This window comes from Achromobacter xylosoxidans A8 (genome assembly GCF_000165835.1).
GTDB lineage: Bacteria > Pseudomonadota > Gammaproteobacteria > Burkholderiales > Burkholderiaceae_B > Achromobacter > Achromobacter xylosoxidans_B.
In genome coordinates this window covers 6,181,151-6,204,466 of record NC_014640.1, presented here as the reverse complement: position 1 = coordinate 6,204,466, position 23,316 = coordinate 6,181,151, and the positions used below count along the sequence as shown (strand labels likewise).

The window sequence follows — 23,316 nt, the reverse complement described above, 5'->3', positions numbered from 1 at the left end:
CTGATCCTGCCCCGCCATGCGCGGGCTCTTGCAATGTTGCGCCCGCGTCTGCCGAGGCGAACGGAAGAGTCTACGGATAGAATGGCCGGGCCGGACAGGCCAGTTTTCCTACTGTGAGCAGACCGCATGGCAAAGACATTCGAGCTGGATACGCTGAAGATGCGCATGAACGATGCGGAACTCCAGCGGCTGGACCTGCATCAGCGTATTCAGCGGGCGCTGTGCGCCCTGATCCTGGACGGCGCGCTGGGGCCGGGCCTCAGGCTGCCCGCGACCCGCGGCCTGGCGAAGTCGCTGGGGGTGGCGCGCGACACGGTTGAAAATGCCTACGTGCAGTTGCACCGTGACGGCTATATCGTGCGCCGCGAGGGCTCGGGCAGCTATGTGTCCGAGACGGTCGGCACCGAGCTGCGAGGCGCCGCACGCAGGCGGGCCAAGCGGGATCAGCGGTCGGCCGTGGCGCAGCCCGGGGTGGGCCTGAGCCGGCGCGGACGCATGATCCTGGACAGCGGCGGCGTCGCGGATCAACAGGTCATCAAGGCGTTCGCCACGGGCTTGCCGGAAACCCGCACGTTTCCCACCGATGTCTGGGAACGGCTGCAACGCCAGGTCCTGAAGGACTACCGCGCCCATGTGTTGCTGCACGGAGACCCGCAGGGCGCCGAACCGCTGCGCCGCGCCATTGCCGCCTACCTGAACCTGGAACGCGGCGCCAAGGTCTTGCCCGAACAGGTCCTGGTACTGAGCAGCACCCGCCAGGCCCTGTTCCTGTGCGCGCAATTGCTTGCGGACGCCGGCAAGCCCATCCTGATGGAGAATCCCGGCTACTTCGGCGCCCGCAAGGCCTTTGAATCCGCGGAGACGCGCATCGCGCCTATCGACGTCGACGCGCAGGGCATACGCCTGGACCTGCTGCGCGCGGACCGCGGCGGCGCCAATTGCGTGTACGTGACGCCGTCGCACCAGTACCCCACCGGGGTGACGCTGTCGCTCGAACGCAGGCTGGACCTGATCAACTGGGCCGCGGAACACGGCAAGTGGATCATCGAAGACGACTACGACAGCGAATTCCATTACGACGGCGTGCCCACCGCCTGCGTGCAGGGCCTGGACCTGCATCAGCGCACCATCTACCTGGGCACGTTCAGCAAGACGCTGTATCCAGGGCTCAGGATGGGATACATGGCGTTGCCGCCTGATCTGGTCGACGCCTTTGCCCGCGCGCGCAGCATCATGGACGGACATACTCCGCAGATCCTGCAGCTGACGCTGGCGCGCTTCATGGATGACGGCCATTACAACTCGCACGTGCGGGCCATGCGCAAGCTGTATGCCGGCCGCCGGCAGGTGCTGCTGGATTCCCTGGGCAAGCACCTGGGCGGCATTGTGCAGGCTGTCAGGCCTCCCGGCGGCTTGCAGATCCCGTGTCTGCTCGAACGCGGCTGGTCCGAGGAAAAGACCATCCGCCAGGCCGAGGCCGCCGGCCTGCGCCTGCCCGGATTGAGCAGGCTGTACGCAGGCGAGTACAAACAGCAGGGCTGGCTGCTGGGCTATGCCTCTCTGACAGCCTACGAAATCGAAGCCGCCGTGCTGCGGCTGTCGAACACGCTGAGGCAAGCCTAGAACAACTCAGTAGGGCAGGGGGAAGCGCTTGGCCAGCCCGGCCACACCCTCGCGGATGGCGCTTTCCGTGCGGGCGTCGACGGCCCCGGCGCGCACGCCGCCCAGCAGGGCCAGGATCATGTCGCCGATCTCCTGGAATTCAGCCGGACCCATGCCGCGGGATGTGCAGGCGGCGCTGCCCACGCGTATGCCGGAGGTGACGGCGGGCTTGGCGGCGTCGTTGGGAACGGCGTTCTTGTTCAGGGTGATGCCCACCTGTTCGAGGGCTTGTTCCGCCGTGTTGCCGGCCAGTCCCCAGGGCCTCAGGTCGACCACACCAAGGTGGCAATCGGTGCCGCCCGACACGATGGAAAGCCCGCCTTCCGCCAGCCGGCGGCACAGGACACGGGCGTTCTCGACCACCGCGTGGGCATAGGTCCGGAACGCGGGCTGCAGCGCCTCGCCCAGGGCCACGGCCTTGGCGGCGATGATGTGCATCAGCGGACCGCCTTGCAGACCGGGGAAGACGGCCGAATCGATCTTGCGGGCGAGTTCGGCGTCGTTGGTCAGGATCATGCCGCCGCGCGGGCCGCGCAGCGTCTTGTGCGTGGTGGTGGTGGTGACATGCGCGTGCGGCACCGGCGAGGGGTACGCTTCGGCCGCGGCCAATCCGGCAAAATGCGCCATGTCCGCCATGAAGATCGCGCCCACGTCGTCGGCGATGGCGCGAAAGCGCGCGAAGTCCAGCGTGCGCGAGTAGGCCGAGCCGCCGGCGATGATGAGCTTGGGCCTTTCCTGACGCGCAATGCGCTCGACCTCATCCATGTTCACCAGATGCGTGGCCGCATCGACGCCATAACTCAACGCCTGCAGCCAGCGTCCCGACATGTTGACCTTGGAGCCGTGGGTCAGGTGGCCGCCTGCCTTCAGGTCCAGGCCGAGGATCTTGTCCCCCGGCGCCAGCAGCGCCAGATAGACTGCCTGGTTCGCCTGGCTGCCGGAGTGGGGCTGCACGTTGGCGTAGCGGGCGCCGAACAGGCGCGTGGCGCGCTCGATGGCGATCTCCTCGGCCATGTCGGCGTTGACGCAGCCGCCATAGTAGCGGCGGCCTGGGTAGCCCTCGGCATACTTGTTCGTCAGCACCGAGCCCTGGACTTCCAGCACCGCGCGGCTGACGAAGTTCTCGGAGGCGATCAGTTCGATCGAGTGCATCTGGCGGCGCCGTTCGGCGTCGATGGCGCCCCATATGCCGGGATCGGCTTGTGACAGGGGCAGGGCGCTGATGGTAGGCAGCGCGAGGCTGTCGGGCGGGGCAATGTTCGTCACGGAGGTTCCTGGTTGGATGAGCATGATGTGGCAATGAGAAGCGTCAGGCGTTGGCGGCCAGGGTCCGCTGGCCACCGTGGATCAGCAGGTGCGCGGTCAGGCCGGCAACCAGGCCCCAGAACGCGCCGCCCACGCCCAGCAGGGTGACGTTGGCAGCGGTGGCCAGGAAGGTGATGAGGGCGGTCTCCCGAGTGCGGGCGTCGGCCATCGCATTGGCCAGGCTGCCGCCGATGGCGCCCAGTAGGGCTAGTCCCGCCAGCGTGGTGATGAAGGCCTTGGGCAGAACCATGAACAAGGTCGCCAGCGTGACGCCGAACGTGCCGACCAGGATGTAGAACACGCCGCAGGCCAAGCCAGCGATGTAGCGCTTGGCGGGGTCCGCATGCGCGTCGCGGCCGGTGCAGATCGCGGCGGTGATCGCCGCCACGTTGAAGGCGTGCGCGCCGAACGGCGCCATGACAAGCGAGCCCAGTCCGGTCACGGTCAGGATGGGGCTCGCGCTGGTCTTGTAGCCGTCGTTGCGCAGCACCAGCATGCCGGGCATGTACTGCCCCGTCAGCGTGATGATGAAGAGCGGCAGGGCCACGCCCAGCAAGGCCTGCAGCGAGAACTGCGGCATCTGGAAGACCGGCGCGGCCAGGCTGAGGTGGACGGCCGAGAAGTCGATTCGGCCTTGCGCGATGAGGAGCCCCAGGCCGATGACCAGGATGCCGACCACCGCGAAGCGCGAGGTAAAGCGTTTGAGTAACGCATAGGATATGACCAGCACGATGACCAGCAGCGGATCGGCGCTGGCGCCGCCGAAGGCATTGACTCCGAATTGCAGCAGGATGCCAGCGAGCAGGCCGGCGGCGATGCCGCCTGGAATCATGCGCACCAGCTTTTCGAAAGCGCCGGACAGGCCCAGCACGATGAAGCCCAGCGCCGACAGGATGTAGGCGCCGATGACCTCGCCATAGGGTGTGAAAGGCATCACGGTCGCAAGAAACGCCACGCCGGGCGTGGACCAGGCCGTGATGATCGGCGCCTTGTAGCGCCAGCTCAACAGCGCGCCCGTGACGCCCACTCCGACGGAAACCGCCCATACCCAGGAAGTGGTCTGGGCCGGCGACAGTCCGGCCAGCTCAGCCGCCTGGAACACCAGCACAAAGGTGCCGCCGTAGTTCACCAGCACAGAAATCAGCGCCGCGACGGTGGGAGAAAAGAAATCGGCGGGTCTCAGGCCTGCCGGCGATGCGTTCATGTATTGCTCCGCGTTCATGGTGGGGCCTGGCCGTGCGGCCAGGCTTGAACGGGGAGTCTAGGTTGCTCGCGGTATGTTGATACCTGCCACATTGAGAGTCATGGGCAGACCGCTTTCTGGCTGGATCCACGGTGCCCGCCTTGAATGCGGGGAAGGATTAGCGCCACACCTCCCGCACCGTTTGCGCGATTGCGGTGGCCTGGCGCAGCCCGGCCTCGGCGGCCTCGGCACGACGCGCCGGGTCCAACACGTTGTCGCTAATGGCCTGTACGCAGGCCTCGTCGGGCAGTACGGCCTGGACCTGGCTGCCGGCCTCGCGCAGCGCCTGCAGCTCATGCCGCAGATGCCCGCTGACCGGATTGCCGTCGCGAAACCCCAGCGGCGCCAACACCACGACTTGGCTGTAGCCGGCAGCCATGTCGGCGTTGGTCATGGAACGGATGCCGCCGTCCATGTAGGCCGAGCCGTCGATGGGTACGGCCGGCCAGGCGCCCGGCACGGCGCAGCTGGCGGCGATGGCGTCGATGAAATCCACCTGGTCGGCGGCGCTGAAGCTGCGCCCCTCGCCGCTATGCGCGTCGACGGCAACGACACGCAAGGGGCGGCTTGGCCAATCGCTTGCGCCGAGGCGGGCGGCGATAATGGCGCGGCGTTCGGCCAGTGTGGGCGTGGCGCTGCGCAAAGCATAGGCGCCGATGCGCCGCCGTGCCAGCTGCAGGTCGGCGCCCACTTTGCCGTACAGCGCGTGGTTCTTGTCGTCGGCTGCTTGTTGGGAATACGGCCGGAACTGTTCGGCGCCTGTTCCGCCCAGTTGCGTCGCCAGCAGCTGCATGGGTGGGACGCCCCGCGCCAGTTGCGCGCTGGCGACGGAACCCGCGGAGCAACCGATGAACAGGTCCGCGGCGGCGAGGTCGACATCCTGGCGTGCCAGGCCCGCCAGGATGCCGATCTCCCAGGCCAGCCCGGTCACGCCGCCGCAGCCCAGTACCAGGCAGCGCCTCTTTTGCGCGTACGGCATTCAGGCAGTCTCGACGCGGGTGGCGGTGGACGGCTCGGCCTCGCCAATCTTGGGCGCAGGGCGGTAGTGGTAGTCGCCCATGTCCGTCTTGCGCAGCATGTGCCAGTAGTCGTCATTGCGGAACGGCGTGGGCGCGACCACTTTGCCATGCGCGTTGCGATACCAGTTGCTCATGCCCTTGTGGGTCCAGATCATGCGGTCATGCGCGGCCTGCACGCGCGCGTTGTAGGCGTCATGGCGATCCTTGCGCACCTCGATCTCGAAGCGTCCTCCAGCCCGCGCCAGGCCTTGCTGCAATAGACCCATGACGTAGCGTACCTGGGTCTCCAGCAGGGCGACGACGCTGCCGCCATGGCCCAGCGCGGTATTGGGGCCGGCCAGGATGAACAGGTTGGGAAAGCCCGGGGCGGCTACGCCCATGAAGGCTTCGGCGCCCTTTTCGTCCCAGGCCTCGCGTATCGAGCGTCCGCCGCGGCCGTAGAGCTTGAACGAGGACAACAGGTTGATCGCGTCGAAGCCGGTCGCGACCACCAGCACGTCCAGTTCATGCGCATTGCCGCTATCGCTCACCACCGCGCTTTCCGTGACCCGGGCGATGCCGCCCGTGACCAGCTTGACGTGGTCCCGCGCCATGGTGCGGAACCAGCCGTTGTCCATCAGCATGCGCTTGCCGAAGGGCGGGTAGTCGGGCAGCACCTCGGGCAGCAGATCCTGGCGTTCGCCGAGTTCCGTCTTGATGTAGCTGGTGAAGTGCTCGCGATGCTTGTCGTTGATCTCATTGATGGCGCGATCGGGATACGGCCATTGTGGATCGATTTGCAAGGTCGCGTGGACCCGGTCGTTGAAGATCCAGGCCAAGCGCTGGCGATACCACTCTTGGTAGTACGGCACGTCGCGCAGCAGGAAGCGGACGTCCTGGGGCACGGGCTTCTGAAATTTCTCGAACGGCGCGGCCCATTGCTTGGAGCGCTGGAAAACGGTCAGGGAGCGGACGTCGTCGGCGATGGCTGGCACGACCTGCATGGAGCTGGCGCCGTTGCCGATGATGCCCACGTTCTTGCCGCGCAGGTCCAGGCCTTCCGGCCAGTTCGCCGTATGGAAGCAGGGACCCTTGAAACTCTCCAGGCCGGGTATGGGGGGCAACTTGGGCACGTTCAGCAGGCCTACCGCGCTGATGACGATGTCCGCCGCATAGTCCTCGATCTGGCCGTCCTGCTTGATCGTGCGTACGTTCCAGCACAGCGCGGCTTCGTCGTAGCGGGCGGACTCAACGCGCGTATTGAAGCGGATGTTGGCGCGCACGCCATGCTGGTCGGCGACGCTTTCGAAATAGCCCTGGATCTCGCCCTGCAGGGCAAAGTAGCGCGACCAGTCGTGCTTGGCGAAGGAGTACGAGTAGATATGGTTGGGTGTGTCCACGCCCGCGCCGGGGTAGCGGTTCTCGTACCAGGTGCCGCCGACTTCGGCGTTCTTCTCGATCACCACATAAGGAATGCCTGCGCCTTGCAGGCGGATCGCGGCGCACAGGCCAGCCACGCCTGCGCCGATGACCAGGACCCGATAGCCTCGCGGCACCTGGAACGCATCGCGTTGCGCCAGCGCGAAGTCCGGATCCAGCCCCAGCCAGGCGGCGATCATGGGGCCGTAAGAGTCAGGAACCGCTTCCCCGATGCTGGTGCGCAGCATGGAGACCAACTGTTCATGCGTGGGTGCGGGCAGCCTGGGCGGCTGGCCGCGGCGGTTGAGCAGAATGGCCGAGTACGCGGCTTCACGGATCTCTTCCTGCACGGTTTCGGGCAGGCCGCCGGGATCGTTGTCTTCGAGGCCGCGGATGCGCGAGCACTGGTAGCGCCCGGACAGCCATTGCGTGTCGCCCGTCAGGTGCACCAGCACCATGAGCAGCGTGGGAATGTTGGCGCTGGCCAGCGCACGCTTGAGCGTGGCCTCCCACACGTCGTTGCCTAGCGGGTTTGCCGGGGCCGGGGTATCGCGATGCATGTAAGGGTCCTTGCAGGAATGGCGGGGGATATGGGGTTGCGGCCTATTCGGCGGTGGCGCCGGACTTCTTGATCAGTTCGGCCCATTTGGCGCTGTCGCTGACGATGAAAGCGCCAAAGTCGGCAGGCTTGGTGAACAAGGCGTCCAGGCCCATCTTCTTGAATTGCTCCTGCACGTCGGGCGCCGTCTTCATTTTCTGCAAGGCTGCCTGCAGCTTCTCGACGACCGCGGGCGGCGTGCCGGCTGGCGCCACGATGCCCAGCCAGGGCATGGCGTCGTAGCCGGGCAAGCCGGATTCCTCCACGGTGGGCAGGTCGGGCAGCACCGAGGACCGGGTCTTGGTGGTCACGGCCAGCGGGCGCACCTTGCCGCTGTCGAGGAAGGGCTGAGCAGCCGCGATGTCCACGAACAGCATGTCGACTTCGCCGCCCGCCAGAGAGGTCAGCGCCGGCACGCTGCCCTTGTAGGGGATGTGGGTCATCTTCAGGCCGGTCAGCGCGGCGAACAGCTCGCCCTCCAGATGATTGGAAGTGCCATTGCCGGAGGACGCGAAGGTGGCGGACTTGCCGTCTTTCTTGAGCGCGGCTATCAGGTCCTTCACGTTGGATGCCTGGACCTGCTTGCCCGTCACCAGCACGTGCGGCACGCTGGCGATGAGCGACACGGGCTGGAAGTCCTTGACCGGGTCGTAATTCGCGGTGTTCTTGTACAGGCTGGGAGCGATGCCGAGGGACGATGCCGCCATCAGCAGCGTGTAGCCATCGGCCGGCGCCTTGGCCACATAGGCCGAGGCGATCATGGTGCCGGCGCCGGGCTTGTTGACCACCACTACCGGCTGGCCCAGATCGCTTTGCAGCTTGGCCGCGATCTGACGGGTCATCACGTCGGTGACGCCGCCAGGCGTAAAGGGCACCACGATGTTGATGGGTTTGTTGGGATAGTCCTGGGCGTGCGCGGCGGCACCCGCGCAGATCAGGGTTGCGGCCAGGCAGTTCGATAGCCATTTCATGGTTTGTCTCCTGTGGTTTTCTAGGTGTGGCGTTCAGGTGGAGCCTGCGCTGAGGTTCCGGTGCCGGATCAGTCCCCACACCGTGTTGGCGTAGGGCATGTCCAGGTTCAGCTTTGCTGCGATCTCGATCATGGCGCCGACCAGGGCGTCGATTTCCAGCGGCTTTCCTAGTAGGGCGTCCTGCAGCATCGAGGTCCTGGCGGCCCCGGCGCTGGCGGCGGCCTGCATGCGTTGCTCCACCGTTACCGGCAGCGCAAGTCCGAGCGCCTGGCCCAGCGCCAGGTACTCGCCCAGCATGGCGCGCGCTAGCTTGCCAAGGTAGGGATCGCGGACCATGGCCTCCATGGTGGCGTTGGCCAGCACGCTCACGGGGTTGAAGGTGGCATTGCCCATTGCCTTGATCCAGACCGCCTGATGGATCCCGGCGCTGACCTCGCATTGCAGGCCCGACGTCCGCAGCAGGCCAGCCAGCCTGCTGGCTCGGGCGGAAACGTGGCCGTCAGGCTCGCCGAGGATGAGATTGTTGCGGGCGTTCTGCGCCGCGACGCCGGGTGCGGTGGAATTCGCCGCGATGTACACCACCGCGCCCAGCACCCGGTCCAAAGGCAGCGCTTGCCGGAGGATGCCGCGGCCATCGACCGATTGCAGTGGCGCATCGCCCAGCGGGTTGTCCAGCGTGGCCAGATACCACCAGGGGATGCCGTTCACGGCCGGCACCACGGCGCCTTGCGGCGCGAGCATCGGCGCCAGGTGCGCGGCGATATCGTCCAGCGCCTGTTGCTTGACCGCAAGAATCAGGTAGTCCGCGTCGCGCACCTGGCGCGGATCGTCGGTGGCGCGCACCGGGTAGTGGCGCGTGACGCCGTCAGCCGTCAACCCGACGCCACGCTGCCGCAAGGCGGCCAGCGTCTGTCCGCGGGCGATCATGGTCACCTCGCAGCCTGCCTGGGCCAGGCGCGCGGCGAGCAGACAGCCGATCGCGCCCGCACCATATACCGCGACGCGGCATTGATGAGCATCTTCCATTTCTACTCTGCGAAAAAAGGGCCGCCGGGAGGGCGGCGCGGTTGCCGCTATTCCTGGTATTCGGGCCGGATGCGTTGCAGCAGCCGGAGCAGGGGAGGCCAGTGCTTGTGGCGGGAGGGGCGGTCGAGACGGTCGAACTGGCGGCCGACCTTCTCGGCGACTTCGGCGGCGGGCGTCACCAGCGGCAGGCCGCCGGCCAGCGCCGCGACCTGCGCCTGGCAGGCGCGCTCCAGGTAGAACATGGCGTCGAAAGCATCAGGCACGCTGGCGCCGCAGACCAGCAGGCCGTGATTGCGCAGGATCATCGCGCTGTGCGGACCCAGGTCGGCGATCAAGCGTTGCTGTTCGTCCATGTCCAGCGCGACGCCTTCGTAGTCGTGATAGCCGATGCGGTCGTGAAAGCGCATGGCATGCTGCGAAATCATGAGCAGCCCGGCCGCTTGCGCGGACACGGCGATGCCGGCGGCGGTGTGCGTGTGCATGACACAGGCCGCGTCGTGGCGGACGCGGTGGATGGCGCTATGGATGACGAAGCCGGCGGGGTTGATGCCCAGGCCGGTCTGGTCCAGAAGGATGCCGCCCTCGATGTCCACCTTGACCAGGTTGGACGCGGTGATCTCATTGAACATCAGACCGTAGGCATTGATCAGGAAATGCGGCTTGGCGCCGGGAACCCGCGCCGAGATATGCGTGTAGATGTGATCCGTCATGCGCATCTCGACGGCCAGGTTGTAGGCCGCGGCGAGGTCCACCCGCACTGCCCATTCCTCGGCCGAAACCTGGTCCTTGATCGATGCCTCTTGCACGGCGACTCCTCCGGTTTTGCATTCTTCTTGGTCTGGCCGGCGCTTTTGCCGCGTGGCCTGTTTCAACCGGAGTATAGGTTTTCCGACCGCTTCCGACTAAGCAAACGTTTTGATGGAAACGCATAAATCCCATCAATCATTCAGCCATGCCGGCATGCATGAAAAACCTTGATGGATATGCATAAAAACGTTTGGCTAGTGCGGCGAAAAGCCGCTGCCTATACTGATTTTCCTACCCATGGGCGCGCCTGCAACAAGTCTGCGCGCCATTGAAAAATCAGAAAAGCTGGAGGCTGGATGGACGCTGCAGGAAACCGCACGATCACGGATTTGCTCGATGAACAGGCGCTATGCCACGGGCATCGGCTGGCGATTGTGCATGAGTACCAGAACGGCGACATCAGCCAGTTGAGCTACATCCAGTTGCGCGAGGCGGCCCGCGGATTTGCCGCAGGCCTGCAGGCGCGCGGCGTGATGCCGGGCGACCGCGTGTTCGTGTTCATGGGCAACACTGCGGAGTATGTGCCGCTGTGGATGGGCCTGATGCTGGCGGGCGCCGTCATCGTGGCGGGCAACATCTACCTGACCGCGCCGGAAGTCGCCTACCAGCTTGAGCATTGCCAGCCTGCGCTGGCGCTGGTGGAGCCGACGCACGAGGCCCTGATACGCGAAGTCTGCGCCGGCATGGCGCAGCCGCCGGACATCGTGGCGGTTGCGCGCGGCAGCCTGGGACCGGAAGGCCTGAGCGGCGCGCTGGCGGGGGCGCCGGCGGATTACCAGGCGCCCGACCAGGGTAGCGACGACCTGGCGCAGATCCTGTACACCTCTGGCACGTCGGCGCGGCCCAAGGGCGTGATGCTGACACAGGCCAACCTGCTCTGGTGCGGCCAGGCGGGTGCGGCCAACAGCGGCCTGAGCCGCAGCGACCGCGTGTTCAACAACAAGCCGCTGTTCCACGCCAACTGCCAGGAGACGGTGCTGTCCTGCCTGACGGCGGGCGCCACCGCTGTGATCGGCGAACGCTATAGCGCGACGCGCTACCTGCGCCAGCTCATCGAGCACCGCATCACGATATGCAGCCTGTCCGGCATGCTCTGCCGCACCTTGCTGAACCAGCCGCCCACGCCTTTCGACCAGGCGCACCAGGTGCGTTACGCAGGTTATGCCATCAATATTTCGGAAGCCGAGATCGCGGCGTTCATCGAGCGCTTCCGCATCCCGCTGCGCAACGGCTACGGCCAGTCCGAGACCATGCTCTATATCACCTTGCAGCCGCATGCCTCGCCGTCCTCCTACCCGTCCATCGGGCGCGCCACGCCCGACCGCGAAGTGTTCGTGGTCGACGACGACAACCAGCCGGTGGCCGCGGGCGCGGTGGGTGAGATCGTGGTGCGCGGGCGTCCAGGGCGCACGCTGACCCTGGGCTATTACCGCGACCCGGCGGCTACCCAGGCCGTGTTTGAAGGCGGCTGGCTGCATACGGGAGATCTGGGCTATCAGGACGCCAAGGGCAACTTCTTTTTCTTCGGCCGCAAGAAAGAGGTGATCAAGCGGGCCGGCGAGAACATCTCGGCCGCGGAGGTGGAGGAGGCCCTGATGGGGCATCCCGCCGTGCGCGACGTGGCCGTGGTGGGCATACCGGATCCGGTCCGTGACCAGTCGGTCAAGGCCTTCATCGTGCTGCACGCCGGGCATCAGGCGGATGCGGATGCCATCAAGGCCTTTTGCGCCCAGCGGCTGGCGTACTTCAAGGTGCCCGAACAGGTGCAGTTCATGGCGGAGCTGCCGCGCAACGCCAGCGGTAAGGTGCAGAAGCGGGCGCTGCTAGATGCCTGAACGCCGCCGTGGGTCGTCAGGCCTTGCTGGTGGCGGCCTTGCCCAGCCGGGTCAGGGCTTCGGCGACCTGATGGACGATGGCCTGGCCTTGGTTGCGGTGGATGGCAATGGTGAACTCCAGCGTCAGTGGAGTCCGCGTCGGGTCCACCAGCGCCAGGGTGCCGGCGCGAACCTGTTCGGCCACCATCATTTCCGGCAACTGCGCGATGCCGCCGCCAGCTTCGACGACTTCGATCAGGCTGTTCAGGCGATTGCAGCTGCAGACATTGTCCAGGTTGGCGCCCATGTCGCGCAGCTCGTCCTGCGCCGGGCCGAAGAAGCCCGACGGGCGCGACACGCACCACAGCGGTTCTGTCTGCAATAGCGATTGCATGGTGCGCGGATGGCCGTCAGCGTCGCTCAGCAGCCGGGACGAGACCATCCACGACATGCGGGTCTTGCCCAGCGATTCGCAGATGAACTGGTCGTCGCGCAGATGATTGGCCATGATCGCAATGTCCAGCGCGCCGGACGTCAGATGCTCCTGCAGCTTGACCGCGAGGTCCAGTTCGATCTCGTAGGAGATGCGCGGCAGGGCGCGGCGCAATTCGGGCACCACGCGTGAAAACCAGGTCATGGAAATCTCGCCCATGCCGATACGCACCGTGCCGGCCGCGTTGTTGACGGCCTCCGCGTCGGTGAAGGCGTCTTCCACCGCCAGCAGCAGCGGTTCCACGCGTTCGACGAAGCGGCGCGCGGGCACCGTCAGTTCCAGCCGGCGACCGCGCTTTTCGAAGAGAGGAAAACCCAGCGACTGCTCCAGCTCCTTCATGCGCGCCGAGACGGCGGGTTGGGAGGTGTGCAGGCGCTCGGCCGCGGCGCGGAAACTGCCCAGCTTGGCGATCTGGCACAGGGTTTCGGCATTGGTCAGATTCGGACGAGGCATGGGCGCATGTAGTGGTTTTTGGGCCGTATGTTAAGGCTAAAGGACGCGGCCAAGCTGTCGGCGGCGCGGTTTCACGCGGATTTCTGGCTCTCCTCGCGCAGTATCTGGCCCAGGCGGCGCGCGCCAGGCCCTGCCGCGTCGGGATCGGGGTAGACGAGGTACAGAGCGCCCCAGCGCTGCGCGCCGTCCTGCAGCGGCAGCGGCTTCAATTCGCCCGAGGCCAACTGCTCGCGGATCCAGTCTTCCGGATACCAGGCGAAGCCCATGCCCATGCACGCGGCGCGTATCGACGTGCTCTTGTGGCTGAAGGTGATGCGCTGCTCGGTGACGTCCCAGACGCTGGGCCGCAAGCGCTGCCGGCCGCTGTCGCGGATCACCAGATGGCGGTGTGCCTTGAGGTCTTCGAGCGACAGCGGCCGGTTCATCAGGTGGAGGGGATGCGAGGGCGCCGCTGCAGCGACCGCGCAGTAGCGCAGTAGCGCGTCGCCGACATGGCCGGCCGGGATGTGGTCGGCGCAGATGGCGAGGTCGGCCTCGCCCGAGAGCAGCAGCTCATCCGTGCCGCCGACCACCGATTCGTGCAGTTCGATGCGAGTCTCGGGGAACTCGCCGGCAATCTGGTCCAGGCAGCGCAGCAGCAGGTCCGTCGGGAACAGGCTTTCCACGGCCAGGGTCAGCATCTGCTCCCGCCCCTTTGCCAGATTGGCGGCCGCCCGTTCCAGGCGCTGGGCTTCGCCCACCAGCGACTTGCCGCGCCGGTAGAGGATCTTGCCGTCGTCCGTCAGCAAGGCCTTGCGTCCGTCCATGGCGAACACCGCCACGCCCAGCCTTTCCTCGATCTGGCGGATGGCATAGCTGATGGTCGACTGCGATTTGCTGAGCGCGCTGGCGGCCTGGGCGTAGCCGCCAGCGTCCACCACGGCGACCAGGGCCTGCCATTGCTCCAGCGAGATTCTAGGTGGCATATATATCTACCAATTAGATAAATACCTGCGAAATATTGAACTATTTTATCTGTTTTATAGATGATTCAATGGGTTCATCGTCATCAAGACAGAAGGAACCCAGATGAACATCCTGGTCATCACCGCCGGCGCGCCGGCCGATACATTCTCCGCGGCGCTTGCCGAGCGCTATGTGAACGGCGTGCAGTCCGGCGGCCACGCGCGGGTCATATGGGCCGATCTGCGCGCCGAGGCGTTCGATCCACGCATGACCGAAGCCGACCTGGATTTCTACCGCGGCAAGGGACCCTTGCCCGGTGACGTGCGGCGCGAGCAATTGCGCGTGGAGGCTGCAGACCTGGTCGTGCTGGCGTTCCCGATCTACTGGTGGGCCATGCCGGCGTTGGCCAAGGGCTGGATCGACCGTGTCTTCACCAAGGGATGGGCTTTCGGCGCCGCCGGGGGACAGCCGGGTCGACTGGCCGGCAAGCGCGTGCGCCTGATCGCGACCGGCGGCGCCGGCCCGCATGCCTATGACGAGTACGGCTACCGCGCCGCCATTTCCACCCAGATCGAACACGGAATTCTCTATTACAGCGGCGTGAGCGACCTGCGCACGCACCTGTTCCTCGACGTCGAGAGCGGCGACGAGGACGCGCGGCATCGCAACCTGTCCGATGCATACGGGTTCGGCCTTTCGCTTGCCGCGACAGGCGCCGGGACTCCTCCCGCGCGCTGAACACTTCCTTCCCTACTCTTTTCAATGAGGTTCGCCATGTCCATCACCACCCGGGAAATCCACCTGAAAAACCGCCCCACGGGGCTGCCCACGCCAGACGACTTCACGCTGGTCGAAACCACGCTGCCCGCGCCCCGGCCAGGGCAGATCCTGGTGCGTAATCTGTGGATGTCGGTTGACCCGTACATGCGCGGCCGCATGGATGAGCGCAAGAGCTACATCGCGCCCTTCGCGCTGGACCAGGTGCTCGAAGGCGCGGCGGTCGGCGTGGTCGAGCAGAGCGCCGATCCGCGTTTTGCCGCGGGCGATCGAGTGGTGCACTTCGCCGGCTGGCGCGAGCATGCGTTGATCGACGCCGCGCATGCCACCGCCGTTGCCGACGACGGCATCGCCTTGCAGACCTACCTGGGCGCCCTGGGCTTTCCTGGCCTGACGGCATACGTGGGGTTGACTCGGATCGCCAACGCGCAAGCGGGTGAAACCATCTTCGTGTCCGCAGCCAGCGGCGCGGTCGGCAGCGTGGTGGTCCAGATGGCGAAGCAGATGGGGTTGCGCGTCGTGGCATCCGCCGGTTCGGAGGACAAAGCGCGCTGGCTGCGCGACGTGGCGGGGGCCGATGCGGTCATCGATTACCGCAACGCGCCCGATCTGACCGCGGCGCTGGCCCAGGCCGCGCCGCAGGGCATCGACATCTACTTCGACAATGTCGGCGGCGACCATCTGGACAGCGCGTTGGCCTTGGCCAACGACCATGCGCGTTTCGTGCTGTGTGGCATGATCTCGGGCTACAACGAGGGCAAGCCGGCCATCGGCGTGCGCAATCTGTTCTCGGCCATCGAAAAGCGCATCAAGCTCCAGGGCCTGATCGCCTCCGACCACATCGACGTGCTGCCGGAGTTCATTCCCCGCATGAGCGCGTGGATCAAGGCGGGACAGGTGCAGTTGCGTGAAACAGTGGTGGACGGGCTGGAGCGCGCGCCGGAGGCATTCATCGGCCTGTTCAAGGGCGCCAACACTGGAAAGATGCTGGTCAGGCTGACCAAGTCCTGAAGACCCGGCCCGCGCGGGCCGGCCGCAGGCTCGGTGAAATCCGCCATTTCCCGCCGCCTGGCCCGCCGATACACTGGCCGCTCGCCATCCAAACGAGACAGCCATGAGACAACTACTTCCCGCCCTGGGCGCCGCGCTTGCCTTCACGTTCGGCGCCCAGGCGTCGGCCCAGCAAGCCCAGCCCGCGGCCTCCGTGCCGCGCGATCCGTTCTTCTGGCTGGGCGAAATCAACAAGGCCACCGCCGTCATCAACACCGACGAGGGGTTGCTGGATAAGTCCATGGCGCCGCGCCTGGCCGCCGGCGTGGCCAAGGTGATCAGCGACGGCAACCAGCCTGGCGCCAAGCGCCCGTCCAGCGTCATCACCTTCGAACCGTTGTTGATCAAGGCGGCGGGCGAGGACGTGACGCTGCTGCACGCGGGGCGTTCCAGCCAGGACATGCACGCGACCTACCGCAGCGCCATCCTGCGCGACAAGCTGCTGGATCTGGCGGCCCAGCTGAACGCCACGTCCACCACCCTGGTGGAACTGGCGGGCAAGCATGCCGCGACCATCGTGCCGAACTACACCAACGGCGTGGCGGCCCAGCCCAACAGCTACGGACACTATCTGCTGGGGCAGGCCGCCGGCATGGCGCGCGACGCGCAGCGCATCCGCGAAGCCTATGTGCGCATCGACCGCTCGCCGATGGGCACCACGGTGCTCAACGGCACCAGCTGGCCGCTGGACCGCAAGCGCATGGCGCAGTATCTGGGCTTTGCCGCGCTGGTGGACAATGCCTATGACGCCTCGCAGATTTCATCCATGGACCAGCCCGTCGAAGTCGCAGCCATCGTCACCAGCATCGCGCTGCGCACCGGCAACTTCGTCGAGGACGTGATGACCCAGTACGCCCAGCCGCGTCCCTGGATCCTGCTGGAAGAGGGCGGCGGCAACACCTACGTGTCCAGCGCCATGCCGCAGAAGCGCAACCCCGGCCTGCTCAACGACACCCGCAGCGACGCGTCGACCGCCGTGACGCTGGCCATGGGGCCGGTAGTGCAGACGCACAACATCACGCCGGGCATGAGCGATCCCAAGGACGTGAAGCAGAACTCCGCCATGGTCGACGCCGGCATCTCGGCGCTCAAGCGTTGGGACCGGGTGCTGAAAGCCATGGTCATCAGCCCCGACCGGGCGCTGGAAGAGCTGAACAGCGACTGGACGGCGTCGCAGGAACTGGCCGACGTGCTGATGCGCAAGTACAAGCTGCCGTTCCGCGACGGTCACCATTTCGCGTCCGAGGTCGTGAGCTACGCCAAGACCAACAATATCAAGCCGCTGGATTTTCCGTATGAGCAGGCGCGCCGCATCTATGCCGATGCCATGAAGGACTCGAAGTACGGCAACGAACTGCCGATGAGCGAGGCGGAGTTCCGCTCGACGCTGGACCCGGTCGCCATCGTCAAGAACCGTGCGACTTCGGGTGGTCCGCAGCCAGCGGAAATGGAGCGCATGCTGAAAGAGGCGCGCGCGCAGTTGGCAGAACAGGATGCCTGGATCAAGGAACGCCGCGCCCACATCAACGATGCGCTGGCGGACCTGGATAAGAAATTCGGCGCGCTGGTTGCCAGCGCGCCGAAAGAGAAGGGCCAGTAGGGGCCGGGTCATGGCGGCCTGTCGCCAGGCCGCTGGCAGTCCGCGCTTGCGGCCTGGGGCGGGAACGTGGCGCGGGCCTTAGCTGCGGGCCGGGAAGGGCGCAGCGAAGCGGCGTAGCCGCAGCGCGTTGCTCAGGACGAACACGCTGGACAGGGCCATCGCGCCCGCCGCGAATACCGGCGACAGCAGGCTGCCGTTGACCGGATACAGCAGGCCGGCCGCCACCGGAATCAAGGCCACGTTGTAGGCGAAGGCCCAGAACAGGTTCTGCTTGATGTTGCGGATGGTGGCCTTGGACAGGGCGATGGCGTTGGGCACGCCGCCCAGGTCGCCCGACATCAGCACCACGTCCGCAGCCTCGATGGCGATGTCCGTGCCGGTGCCGATGGCCAGGCCCACGTCCGCTTCGGCCAGGGCCGGCGCGTCATTGATGCCGTCGCCGACGTAGGCGATGGGACCATATTGCTGCTTCAGGCGCTGCACCGCCGCGACCTTGCCGTCGGGCAGCACTTCGGCGACCACTTCGTCGATGCCGAGCTGGCGGGCGATGGCCTCGCCGGTGCGGCGGTTGTCGCCGGTGATCATGGCGACCTTCAGGCCCAGGTCATGCAGGGCGCGGATGGCGGCGGCCGTGGTTTCCTTGATGGGGTCGGCCACGGCGATCATGGCGGCCAGCTTGCCGTTGATGGCGGCGTACAGCGGGCTCTTGCCCTCGTCGCCCAGACGCGTGGCGTCCGCGCCGAAGGACTCGACGCTCAGGCCCAGTTCGCGCATGTAACGGTCGGCGCCGATTTCCACCAGGTCGCCGTCCACGCGGGCGCTCACGCCGAAGCCGGTAATCGATTCGAACTGCGAGATCGTGCCCAGCGCGATGTTCTCGCCGCGCGCCGCGTCCACGATGGCCTGTGCGATCGGGTGTTCCGACTTGGCTTCGACGGTGGCGACCTTGCCCAACACGGCAGCGCGTTCGAAGCCCGGCGCGACGATCAGGTCGGTCAGTTCGGGACGGCCCTTGGTCAGCGTGCCGGTCTTGTCCACGGCCACGACCTGGGCATCCTTCAGCGACTGCAGCGCTTCGCCCTTGCGGAACAGCACGCCCATCTGCGCGGCGCGGCCCGTGCCCACCATGATCGAGGTCGGCGTGGCCAGGCCCATGGCGCAGGGGCAGGCGATGATCAGCACGGCCACGGCATTGACCAGGGCGAAGGTCAGGGCGGGCTCGGGTCCGAACGTCAGCCAGATGATGAAGGTCACGACCGCGGCCGCCATCACGGCAGGCACGAACCACATCGTGATGCGGTCCACCATGGCCTGGATCGGCAGCTTGGATCCTTGCGCCTGTTCGACCATGCGGATGATCTGCGCCAGCAACGTGTCGCCGCCGACCTTGGTGGCGCGGAACGTCAGCGCGCCGTTCTGGTTGACGGTGCCGCCGACCACTTCGGAGCCGGGCTGCTTCTCGACCGGGACGGGTTCGCCGCTGATCATGGACTCGTCGATGTAGCTGTTGCCTTCCACGACTTCGCCGTCCACCGGGATGCGCTCGCCCGGGCGGACTTCGATCAGGTCGCCCGCCACCACTTCCTCGATGGCGAGTTCCAGCGTTGCGCCGTTGCGAACGACGCGCGCGGTCTTGGCTTGCAGGCCGAGCAGGCGCTTGATGGCTTCGGACGTGTTGCCCTTGGCGCGGGCCTCCATGTATCGGCCCAGCAGGATCAGCGCCACGATGACCGCGGCGGCCTCGTAGTAGACGTTGACCGTGCCGGCGGGCAGCAGTTGGGCCGCGAAGGTGGCGACCACCGAATAGGCGTAGGCGGCGGAAGTACCCACCGCCACCAGCGAGTTCATGTCGGGGGCGCCGCGCAGCAGCGCGGGGATGCCCTTCTTGAAGAAGCGCAGTCCGGGGCCGAACAGCACGATGCTGGCCAGCACGAATTGCAGGTACCAGCTGTTCTGCGTGCCGATGGTTTCGGCGATGACGTGGTGGAACGCCGGCACGATGTGGGCGCCCATTTCCAGGATGAACACCGGCAACGCGAAGATCGTGGCGATGGTCAGGGCGCGCTTGAGCGACTTCAGTTCGGCGGCCTGGCGTTCGGCCACGGCGTCGGTGTCGCTGGCTTCGGCCGAGAGGGTCTTTGCTTCATAGCCAGCCTTGGCCACGGCCTGGATCAGGGCGCTGGCGGGCACGCCGCCGGCGGCTGTGATGCTGGCGCGCTCGGTGGCGAGGTTGACGCTGGCGTTGCTGACGCCGGGTACGGCCTTCAGGGCTTTCTCGACGCGGCCCACGCAGGAGGCGCAGGTCATGCCGGTGACCGATAGTTCGATCGTGGTTTCGGCGACGGCGTAACCCGCTTTCTGCACCGCCTGTACGGCGGCGGCGACGTCCGGCGCGCCTGCAAACGTGATGTCGGCGCGTTCGGTCGCCAGGTTGACGCTGGCCTGGTTGACGCCCGGCACGGCCTTCAAGGCCTTTTCGACCCGACCCACGCAGGAGGCGCAGGTCATGCCTTCGATGGGCAGGCTGACCGCGACGCTGTTTGCTGGGATGGCACTCATATCCGCTCCTTGAAAACTTGGAATTTCATGCTGATGGCTGCACTATAAAGATTCCAATGATGTCAAGGTCAAGCGTTTGATTGCCGCGGGTCGTCCAAGGGAAAAAATAGCGGCCGCAGTTGTTGCAGCCGGTGGTTTCTAAAATGGGGACGCGCTTAGGCCGGCACCCGAAAAGGGGGCGCCGGCCAGGCTCAGAACCAGATGCGCACGCCCGCCAGGATGGCGCGCTCGGAGCGGCTTTCACCCGCTTCGCTGGCGTAGCTCGCGGTCTTGCCGAACTTGCGTCCGAACGACACGCCGACATATGGCGCAAATTCGCGCGTGACTTCGTAGCGCAGCCGCAAGGAGAACGATGCGTCGGACAGGCCGGAGCCCACGCCGCGCGCCTCGTCATTCTTGCCATTCAGGCTGGCTTCGATCTCGGGCGTAAGGATCAGGCGCTGCGTGAGCAGCAGGTCGTATTCCGCCTTCAGCGCCAGCGCGGTCCTGCCCGAACCGCCGACATAGCCGGTGATCTCGGTTTCGATGCCGTAGGGCGCGACGCCCTGCACGCCGAATGCAGCCCAGTTGCGCTTTGGACCGGTGCCAAAGTCTCGCCGAGCGCCCAGCTGCAGGTCCCAGAACGGCGAAATCGTGTGGCTCCAGAAGGCTTCGATCTTGGCGTCCGTGTTGCCGTTGAGGCGATCGCCTTCGCTCTTGATCCACAGCTTGTTCAGGTCGCGGCCGATCCAGAACTGGCCGTCCCATTGCAGGCTGGTCTGTTCGTTGCGGTCATAGGCGACGCCGAGCTTGTCGAACAGCAGATGGCTGGTGACGACGTTGTCCATCATGTGCGGATGGATGCGGTAGGCGGCGTAGCGCTGCTCCGTGCTGCCGTCGCTGGAGGGCAGGGAACCCACCGGCGGGCCTTGGCGCGAGGACTCGTCCATGCCGGGCATCGAGCTATGGTCCATGTCCTGCATGGTGCTGTGATCCATGCCTTTCATGGCACCGTGATCCATCCCCGGCATCGAACCGTGGTCCATGCCGTTCATCGTGCCGGCCGGCGTTTGCGCCTGGGCCAGCCCGGAGGCGGCGGAAAGGAGGGCGGCGCCCGCGACGAGCCCGGGCCAGTGCTTTCTGGATGTGGTTGTTCTCATTATTCCCCCTATTCCACGACGACCGCGCGGAACATGCCGGCCTCCATGTGGAACAGCAAGTGGCAGTGATAGGCCCAGTTGCCGCGCGCGTCCGCGCTGACGCGGTAGCTGAGGCGCTGCGCCGGGTTCAGGCTGATCGTGTGCTTGCGCACCTGGAAATTGCCGTCGGCGGACTCGAGGTCGCTCCACAAGCCGTGCAGGTGGATGGGGTGCGTCATCATGGTGTCGTTGACCAGCACGAAGCGCACGCGCTCGCCGTACTTGAGCACGATGGGCTTGGCCTCGGTGAACTTCAGTCCGTTGAACGACCACATGTAGCGGTCCATGTTGCCGGTCAGGTGCAGCTCGATTTCTCGGGTCGGCTGCCGGTTGTCCGCGGGTTCGACCATCGAGTGCAGGTCGGCATAGGTCAGCACGCGGCGGCCGTTGTTGCGCAGGCCCACGCCGGGATCATCCAGGCGGGTCGATACGATGTCGGGCAGCATGGAGTTGGCGGGACTGCGCTCGGCGGGGTAGGGATGCTTGACCTCGACCATGCCGCCTTCGCTGGCGCCTGGGCTGCCGGACATGGCGCCATGGTCCATGCCGCCGTGATTCATGCCCGCCATTCCAGCCATACCGGCGTGGTTCATCCCACCCATGGCGCCTTGACTCATGCCGCCCTGCGCGCCATGGTTCATCGCGCCTTGAGCGCCGTGGTCCATGCCCCCTGCCTGCCCCCCGCCCATGTCCATGCCGGGCATGTCGTGCGCCATACCCATGTCCATCATGGTCAGCACTTGCACCGGGTCCAGCGCCGGCACCTCGGCCTGCATGCCTTCGCGCGGCGCCAGCGTGCCGCGGGCATAGCCGGAACGGTCCATGGCCTGCGAAAAGATGGTGTAGGCGCGCTCGTCCTGCGGTTCGACGATGACGTCGTAGGTCTCGGCCACGGCGATGCGGAACTCTTCCACCTCCACGGGCCGCACGGCCAGGCCGTCGGCGGCCACCACCGTCATCTTCAGGCCGGGGATGCGCACATCGAAGTAGGTCATGGCCGACCCGTTGATGAAGCGCAGGCGGATGCGCTCGCCCGGACGGAACAGGCCGGTCCAATTGCCCGCAGGAGATTTGCCGTTGGTAAGGAAGGTGTAGGTGGCGCCCGAGACGTCGGCCAGGTCGGTCTGGTTCATGCGCATCTTCTGCCACATGAGACGTTCGTTCAGCGCGTTCTTCCAGCCGGACTTCTCCGCGTCGTCAATCAGGCTGCCGACGGTGGGCTGGATGTAGTTGTAGTAGTCGGGCATCACCTTGAGCTTGCGGAACACGCTCATGGGGTCTTCGTCGGTCCAGTCGGACAGCAGGACGACATAGTCGCGGTCGGCCCGCACCGGGTCGGGGCGCTTGGGATCGATCACAATGGCGCCATACAGCCCCGTCTGTTCCTGGAAGCCGGAATGGCTGTGGTACCAGTACGTGCCGCTCTGGCCCACGTCGAACTGGTAGGTGAAGGTCTCGCCGGGGGCGATGCCGGGAAAGCTCAGGCCGGGGACGCCGTCCATGCCGGTGGGCAGGATGATGCCGTGCCAGTGGATCGAGGTGTCCTCGCGCAGGCGGTTGGTGACGCGCAGCGTGACGCGGTCGCCCTCGCGCCAGCGCAGCGTGGGCGCGGGCAGCATGCCGTTGACCGTGGTCGCGATGCGGGGCGCGCCGGTGAAGTTGGCGGGGCTCTCGCCGATCTCCAGGTCGAACTCGGTGCCCGACAACACGCTCTGCCGCGCCGGGGCGGCCTGCGCCCACGACGACGGACTCCACAGGCCCATGCCGGCCAGCGCGCCGCCCGTGGCCAGGCCCTGCACAAACCGGCGGCGCGGATTCGAAACTGCTCTACTCATGCTCTATCTCCCCGGTAGCCGGACCGGCATCCCGGCAGTGGATTACTTGACGGAAACCGCGCCCTTCATGCCGGCGGGATAGTGTCCGGGCTCAAGGCAGGCAAAGGCGACGCTGCCCGCCTTGTCGAAGGTCCAGACGATGTCGCCGGCCTTGCCTGCTTCCAGGGACACGGAGTTCGGCTCTTCATGGCGCATGCCCGGATCCTTGAGCATCATCTGGTAGTGGCCGTCCAGGTCCGCGGGCGTGCCCAGCACCATTTCGTGGCGGATCTTGCCGGAGTTGGTGACCTTGAAGCGGATGGTTTCGCCCGCCTTGACGTCGATCTTGTCCGGGGTGAAGCGCATGGCGTCCGTCATGTCGACGGCCACCGTGCGCGAGACTTTGGCGGGGTTGCCGGGCTTGCCGATGGCGGCGACGGCATCATGGCCGCCGCCGTGGCCTGCGCCGTGGCCGGGGGCGGCCATGGCGCCGAAGGAAAGCAAAAAGGCGCCCGCGGCGACGGCGCCCTGCGCGAGTTTCACCAGTTTCTTCATGCGTATCCTCTAGACTCGAATTGGGGTGGAGGCGCCACTTTAGTGACGC

General features: G+C 66.3%; 18 protein-coding genes. 5 read left to right on the top strand and 13 right to left on the bottom strand.

The annotated features are described in order from the left end of the window. The first annotated feature begins 126 nt into the window (after nt 1-126). Complete coding sequence (locus AXYL_RS28515) at nt 127-1,623, top strand: PLP-dependent aminotransferase family protein (RefSeq protein ID WP_013396358.1); 1,497 nt, start codon at nt 127-129, stop codon at nt 1,621-1,623. A gap of 6 nt (nt 1,624-1,629) precedes the next feature. Here AXYL_RS28515 and AXYL_RS28510 read toward each other — a convergent pair whose 3' ends face one another. From AXYL_RS28510 to AXYL_RS28480, 7 genes are all read right to left on the bottom strand, one after another. Continuing rightward, the gene (locus AXYL_RS28510; protein WP_013396357.1) at nt 1,630-2,952 is read right to left on the bottom strand and encodes a serine hydroxymethyltransferase; all 1,323 of its coding nucleotides are present in this window, start codon (nt 2,950-2,952) and stop codon (nt 1,630-1,632) included. A 19-nt stretch (nt 2,953-2,971) separates the two neighbouring features. After that, entirely contained in the window at nt 2,972-4,171 is a 1,200-nt protein-coding gene (locus AXYL_RS28505; protein WP_041654392.1) for a benzoate/H(+) symporter BenE family transporter, read from the bottom strand. Nucleotides 4,172-4,328: 157 nt separating this feature from the next. After that, complete coding sequence (locus AXYL_RS28500; RefSeq protein ID WP_013396355.1) at nt 4,329-5,189, bottom strand: patatin-like phospholipase family protein; 861 nt, start codon at nt 5,187-5,189, stop codon at nt 4,329-4,331. Beyond that, a complete protein-coding gene (locus tag AXYL_RS28495; RefSeq protein ID WP_013396354.1) occupies nt 5,190-7,187 on the bottom strand; it encodes a flavin-containing monooxygenase in 1,998 nt (665 codons plus the stop codon). It lies immediately after the preceding gene. Between the two features lie 43 nt (nt 7,188-7,230). Beyond that, the gene (locus AXYL_RS28490; RefSeq protein ID WP_013396353.1) at nt 7,231-8,196 is read right to left on the bottom strand and encodes a Bug family tripartite tricarboxylate transporter substrate binding protein; all 966 of its coding nucleotides are present in this window, start codon (nt 8,194-8,196) and stop codon (nt 7,231-7,233) included. Between the two features lie 33 nt (nt 8,197-8,229). Continuing rightward, nucleotides 8,230-9,222: a ketopantoate reductase family protein gene (locus AXYL_RS28485; RefSeq protein WP_013396352.1), complete on the bottom strand. Its 993-nt coding sequence runs from the start codon at nt 9,220-9,222 to the stop codon at nt 8,230-8,232. Between the two features lie 47 nt (nt 9,223-9,269). After that, nucleotides 9,270-10,028: a class II aldolase/adducin family protein gene (locus AXYL_RS28480; RefSeq protein WP_013396351.1), complete on the bottom strand. Its 759-nt coding sequence runs from the start codon at nt 10,026-10,028 to the stop codon at nt 9,270-9,272. A 297-nt stretch (nt 10,029-10,325) separates the two neighbouring features. Here AXYL_RS28480 and AXYL_RS28475 point away from each other — a divergent pair, with 297 nt between their 5' ends. After that, on the top strand, nt 10,326-11,864 hold the full coding sequence (locus AXYL_RS28475; protein WP_013396350.1) for an AMP-binding protein: 1,539 nt from the start codon (nt 10,326-10,328) through the stop codon (nt 11,862-11,864). A gap of 16 nt (nt 11,865-11,880) precedes the next feature. Here the strand turns inward: AXYL_RS28475 and AXYL_RS28470 are convergent, their stop codons facing one another. Both AXYL_RS28470 and AXYL_RS28465 read right to left on the bottom strand, forming a co-directional pair. After that, a complete protein-coding gene (locus tag AXYL_RS28470; RefSeq protein ID WP_013396349.1) occupies nt 11,881-12,789 on the bottom strand; it encodes a LysR family transcriptional regulator in 909 nt (302 codons plus the stop codon). A 71-nt stretch (nt 12,790-12,860) separates the two neighbouring features. Beyond that, on the bottom strand, nt 12,861-13,754 hold the full coding sequence (locus AXYL_RS28465; protein ID WP_013396348.1) for a LysR family transcriptional regulator: 894 nt from the start codon (nt 13,752-13,754) through the stop codon (nt 12,861-12,863). 103 nt (nt 13,755-13,857) lie between these two features. Here AXYL_RS28465 and AXYL_RS28460 point away from each other — a divergent pair, with 103 nt between their 5' ends. From AXYL_RS28460 to AXYL_RS28450, 3 genes are all read left to right on the top strand, one after another. Then, nucleotides 13,858-14,472, top strand: a complete 615-nt coding sequence (locus tag AXYL_RS28460; RefSeq protein WP_013396347.1) for an NAD(P)H-dependent oxidoreductase — start codon at nt 13,858-13,860, stop codon at nt 14,470-14,472. 36 nt (nt 14,473-14,508) lie between these two features. After that, entirely contained in the window at nt 14,509-15,522 is a 1,014-nt protein-coding gene (locus AXYL_RS28455; protein WP_013396346.1) for an NADP-dependent oxidoreductase, read from the top strand. A 103-nt stretch (nt 15,523-15,625) separates the two neighbouring features. Further along, nucleotides 15,626-17,161, top strand: coding sequence for an argininosuccinate lyase (locus AXYL_RS28450; protein ID WP_013396345.1), 1,536 nt, complete (start codon nt 15,626-15,628; stop codon nt 17,159-17,161). Nucleotides 17,162-17,239: 78 nt separating this feature from the next. On the opposite strand, the gene AXYL_RS28445 is transcribed toward AXYL_RS28450, so the two are convergent. From AXYL_RS28445 to AXYL_RS28430, 4 genes are all read right to left on the bottom strand, one after another. Beyond that, on the bottom strand, nt 17,240-19,720 hold the full coding sequence (locus AXYL_RS28445) for a heavy metal translocating P-type ATPase (RefSeq protein WP_013396344.1): 2,481 nt from the start codon (nt 19,718-19,720) through the stop codon (nt 17,240-17,242). Between the two features lie 191 nt (nt 19,721-19,911). Then, entirely contained in the window at nt 19,912-20,859 is a 948-nt protein-coding gene (locus AXYL_RS28440) for a copper resistance protein B (RefSeq protein ID WP_013396343.1), read from the bottom strand. A gap of 8 nt (nt 20,860-20,867) precedes the next feature. Beyond that, the gene (locus tag AXYL_RS28435) at nt 20,868-22,733 is read right to left on the bottom strand and encodes a copper resistance system multicopper oxidase (RefSeq protein ID WP_013396342.1); all 1,866 of its coding nucleotides are present in this window, start codon (nt 22,731-22,733) and stop codon (nt 20,868-20,870) included. Nucleotides 22,734-22,775: 42 nt separating this feature from the next. Continuing rightward, nucleotides 22,776-23,267 carry a plastocyanin/azurin family copper-binding protein gene (locus tag AXYL_RS28430; protein ID WP_013396341.1) on the bottom strand — a complete coding sequence of 164 codons (492 nt, stop codon included), beginning with the start codon at nt 23,265-23,267 and terminating at the stop codon, nt 22,776-22,778. Nucleotides 23,268-23,316: the final 49 nt, after the last annotated feature.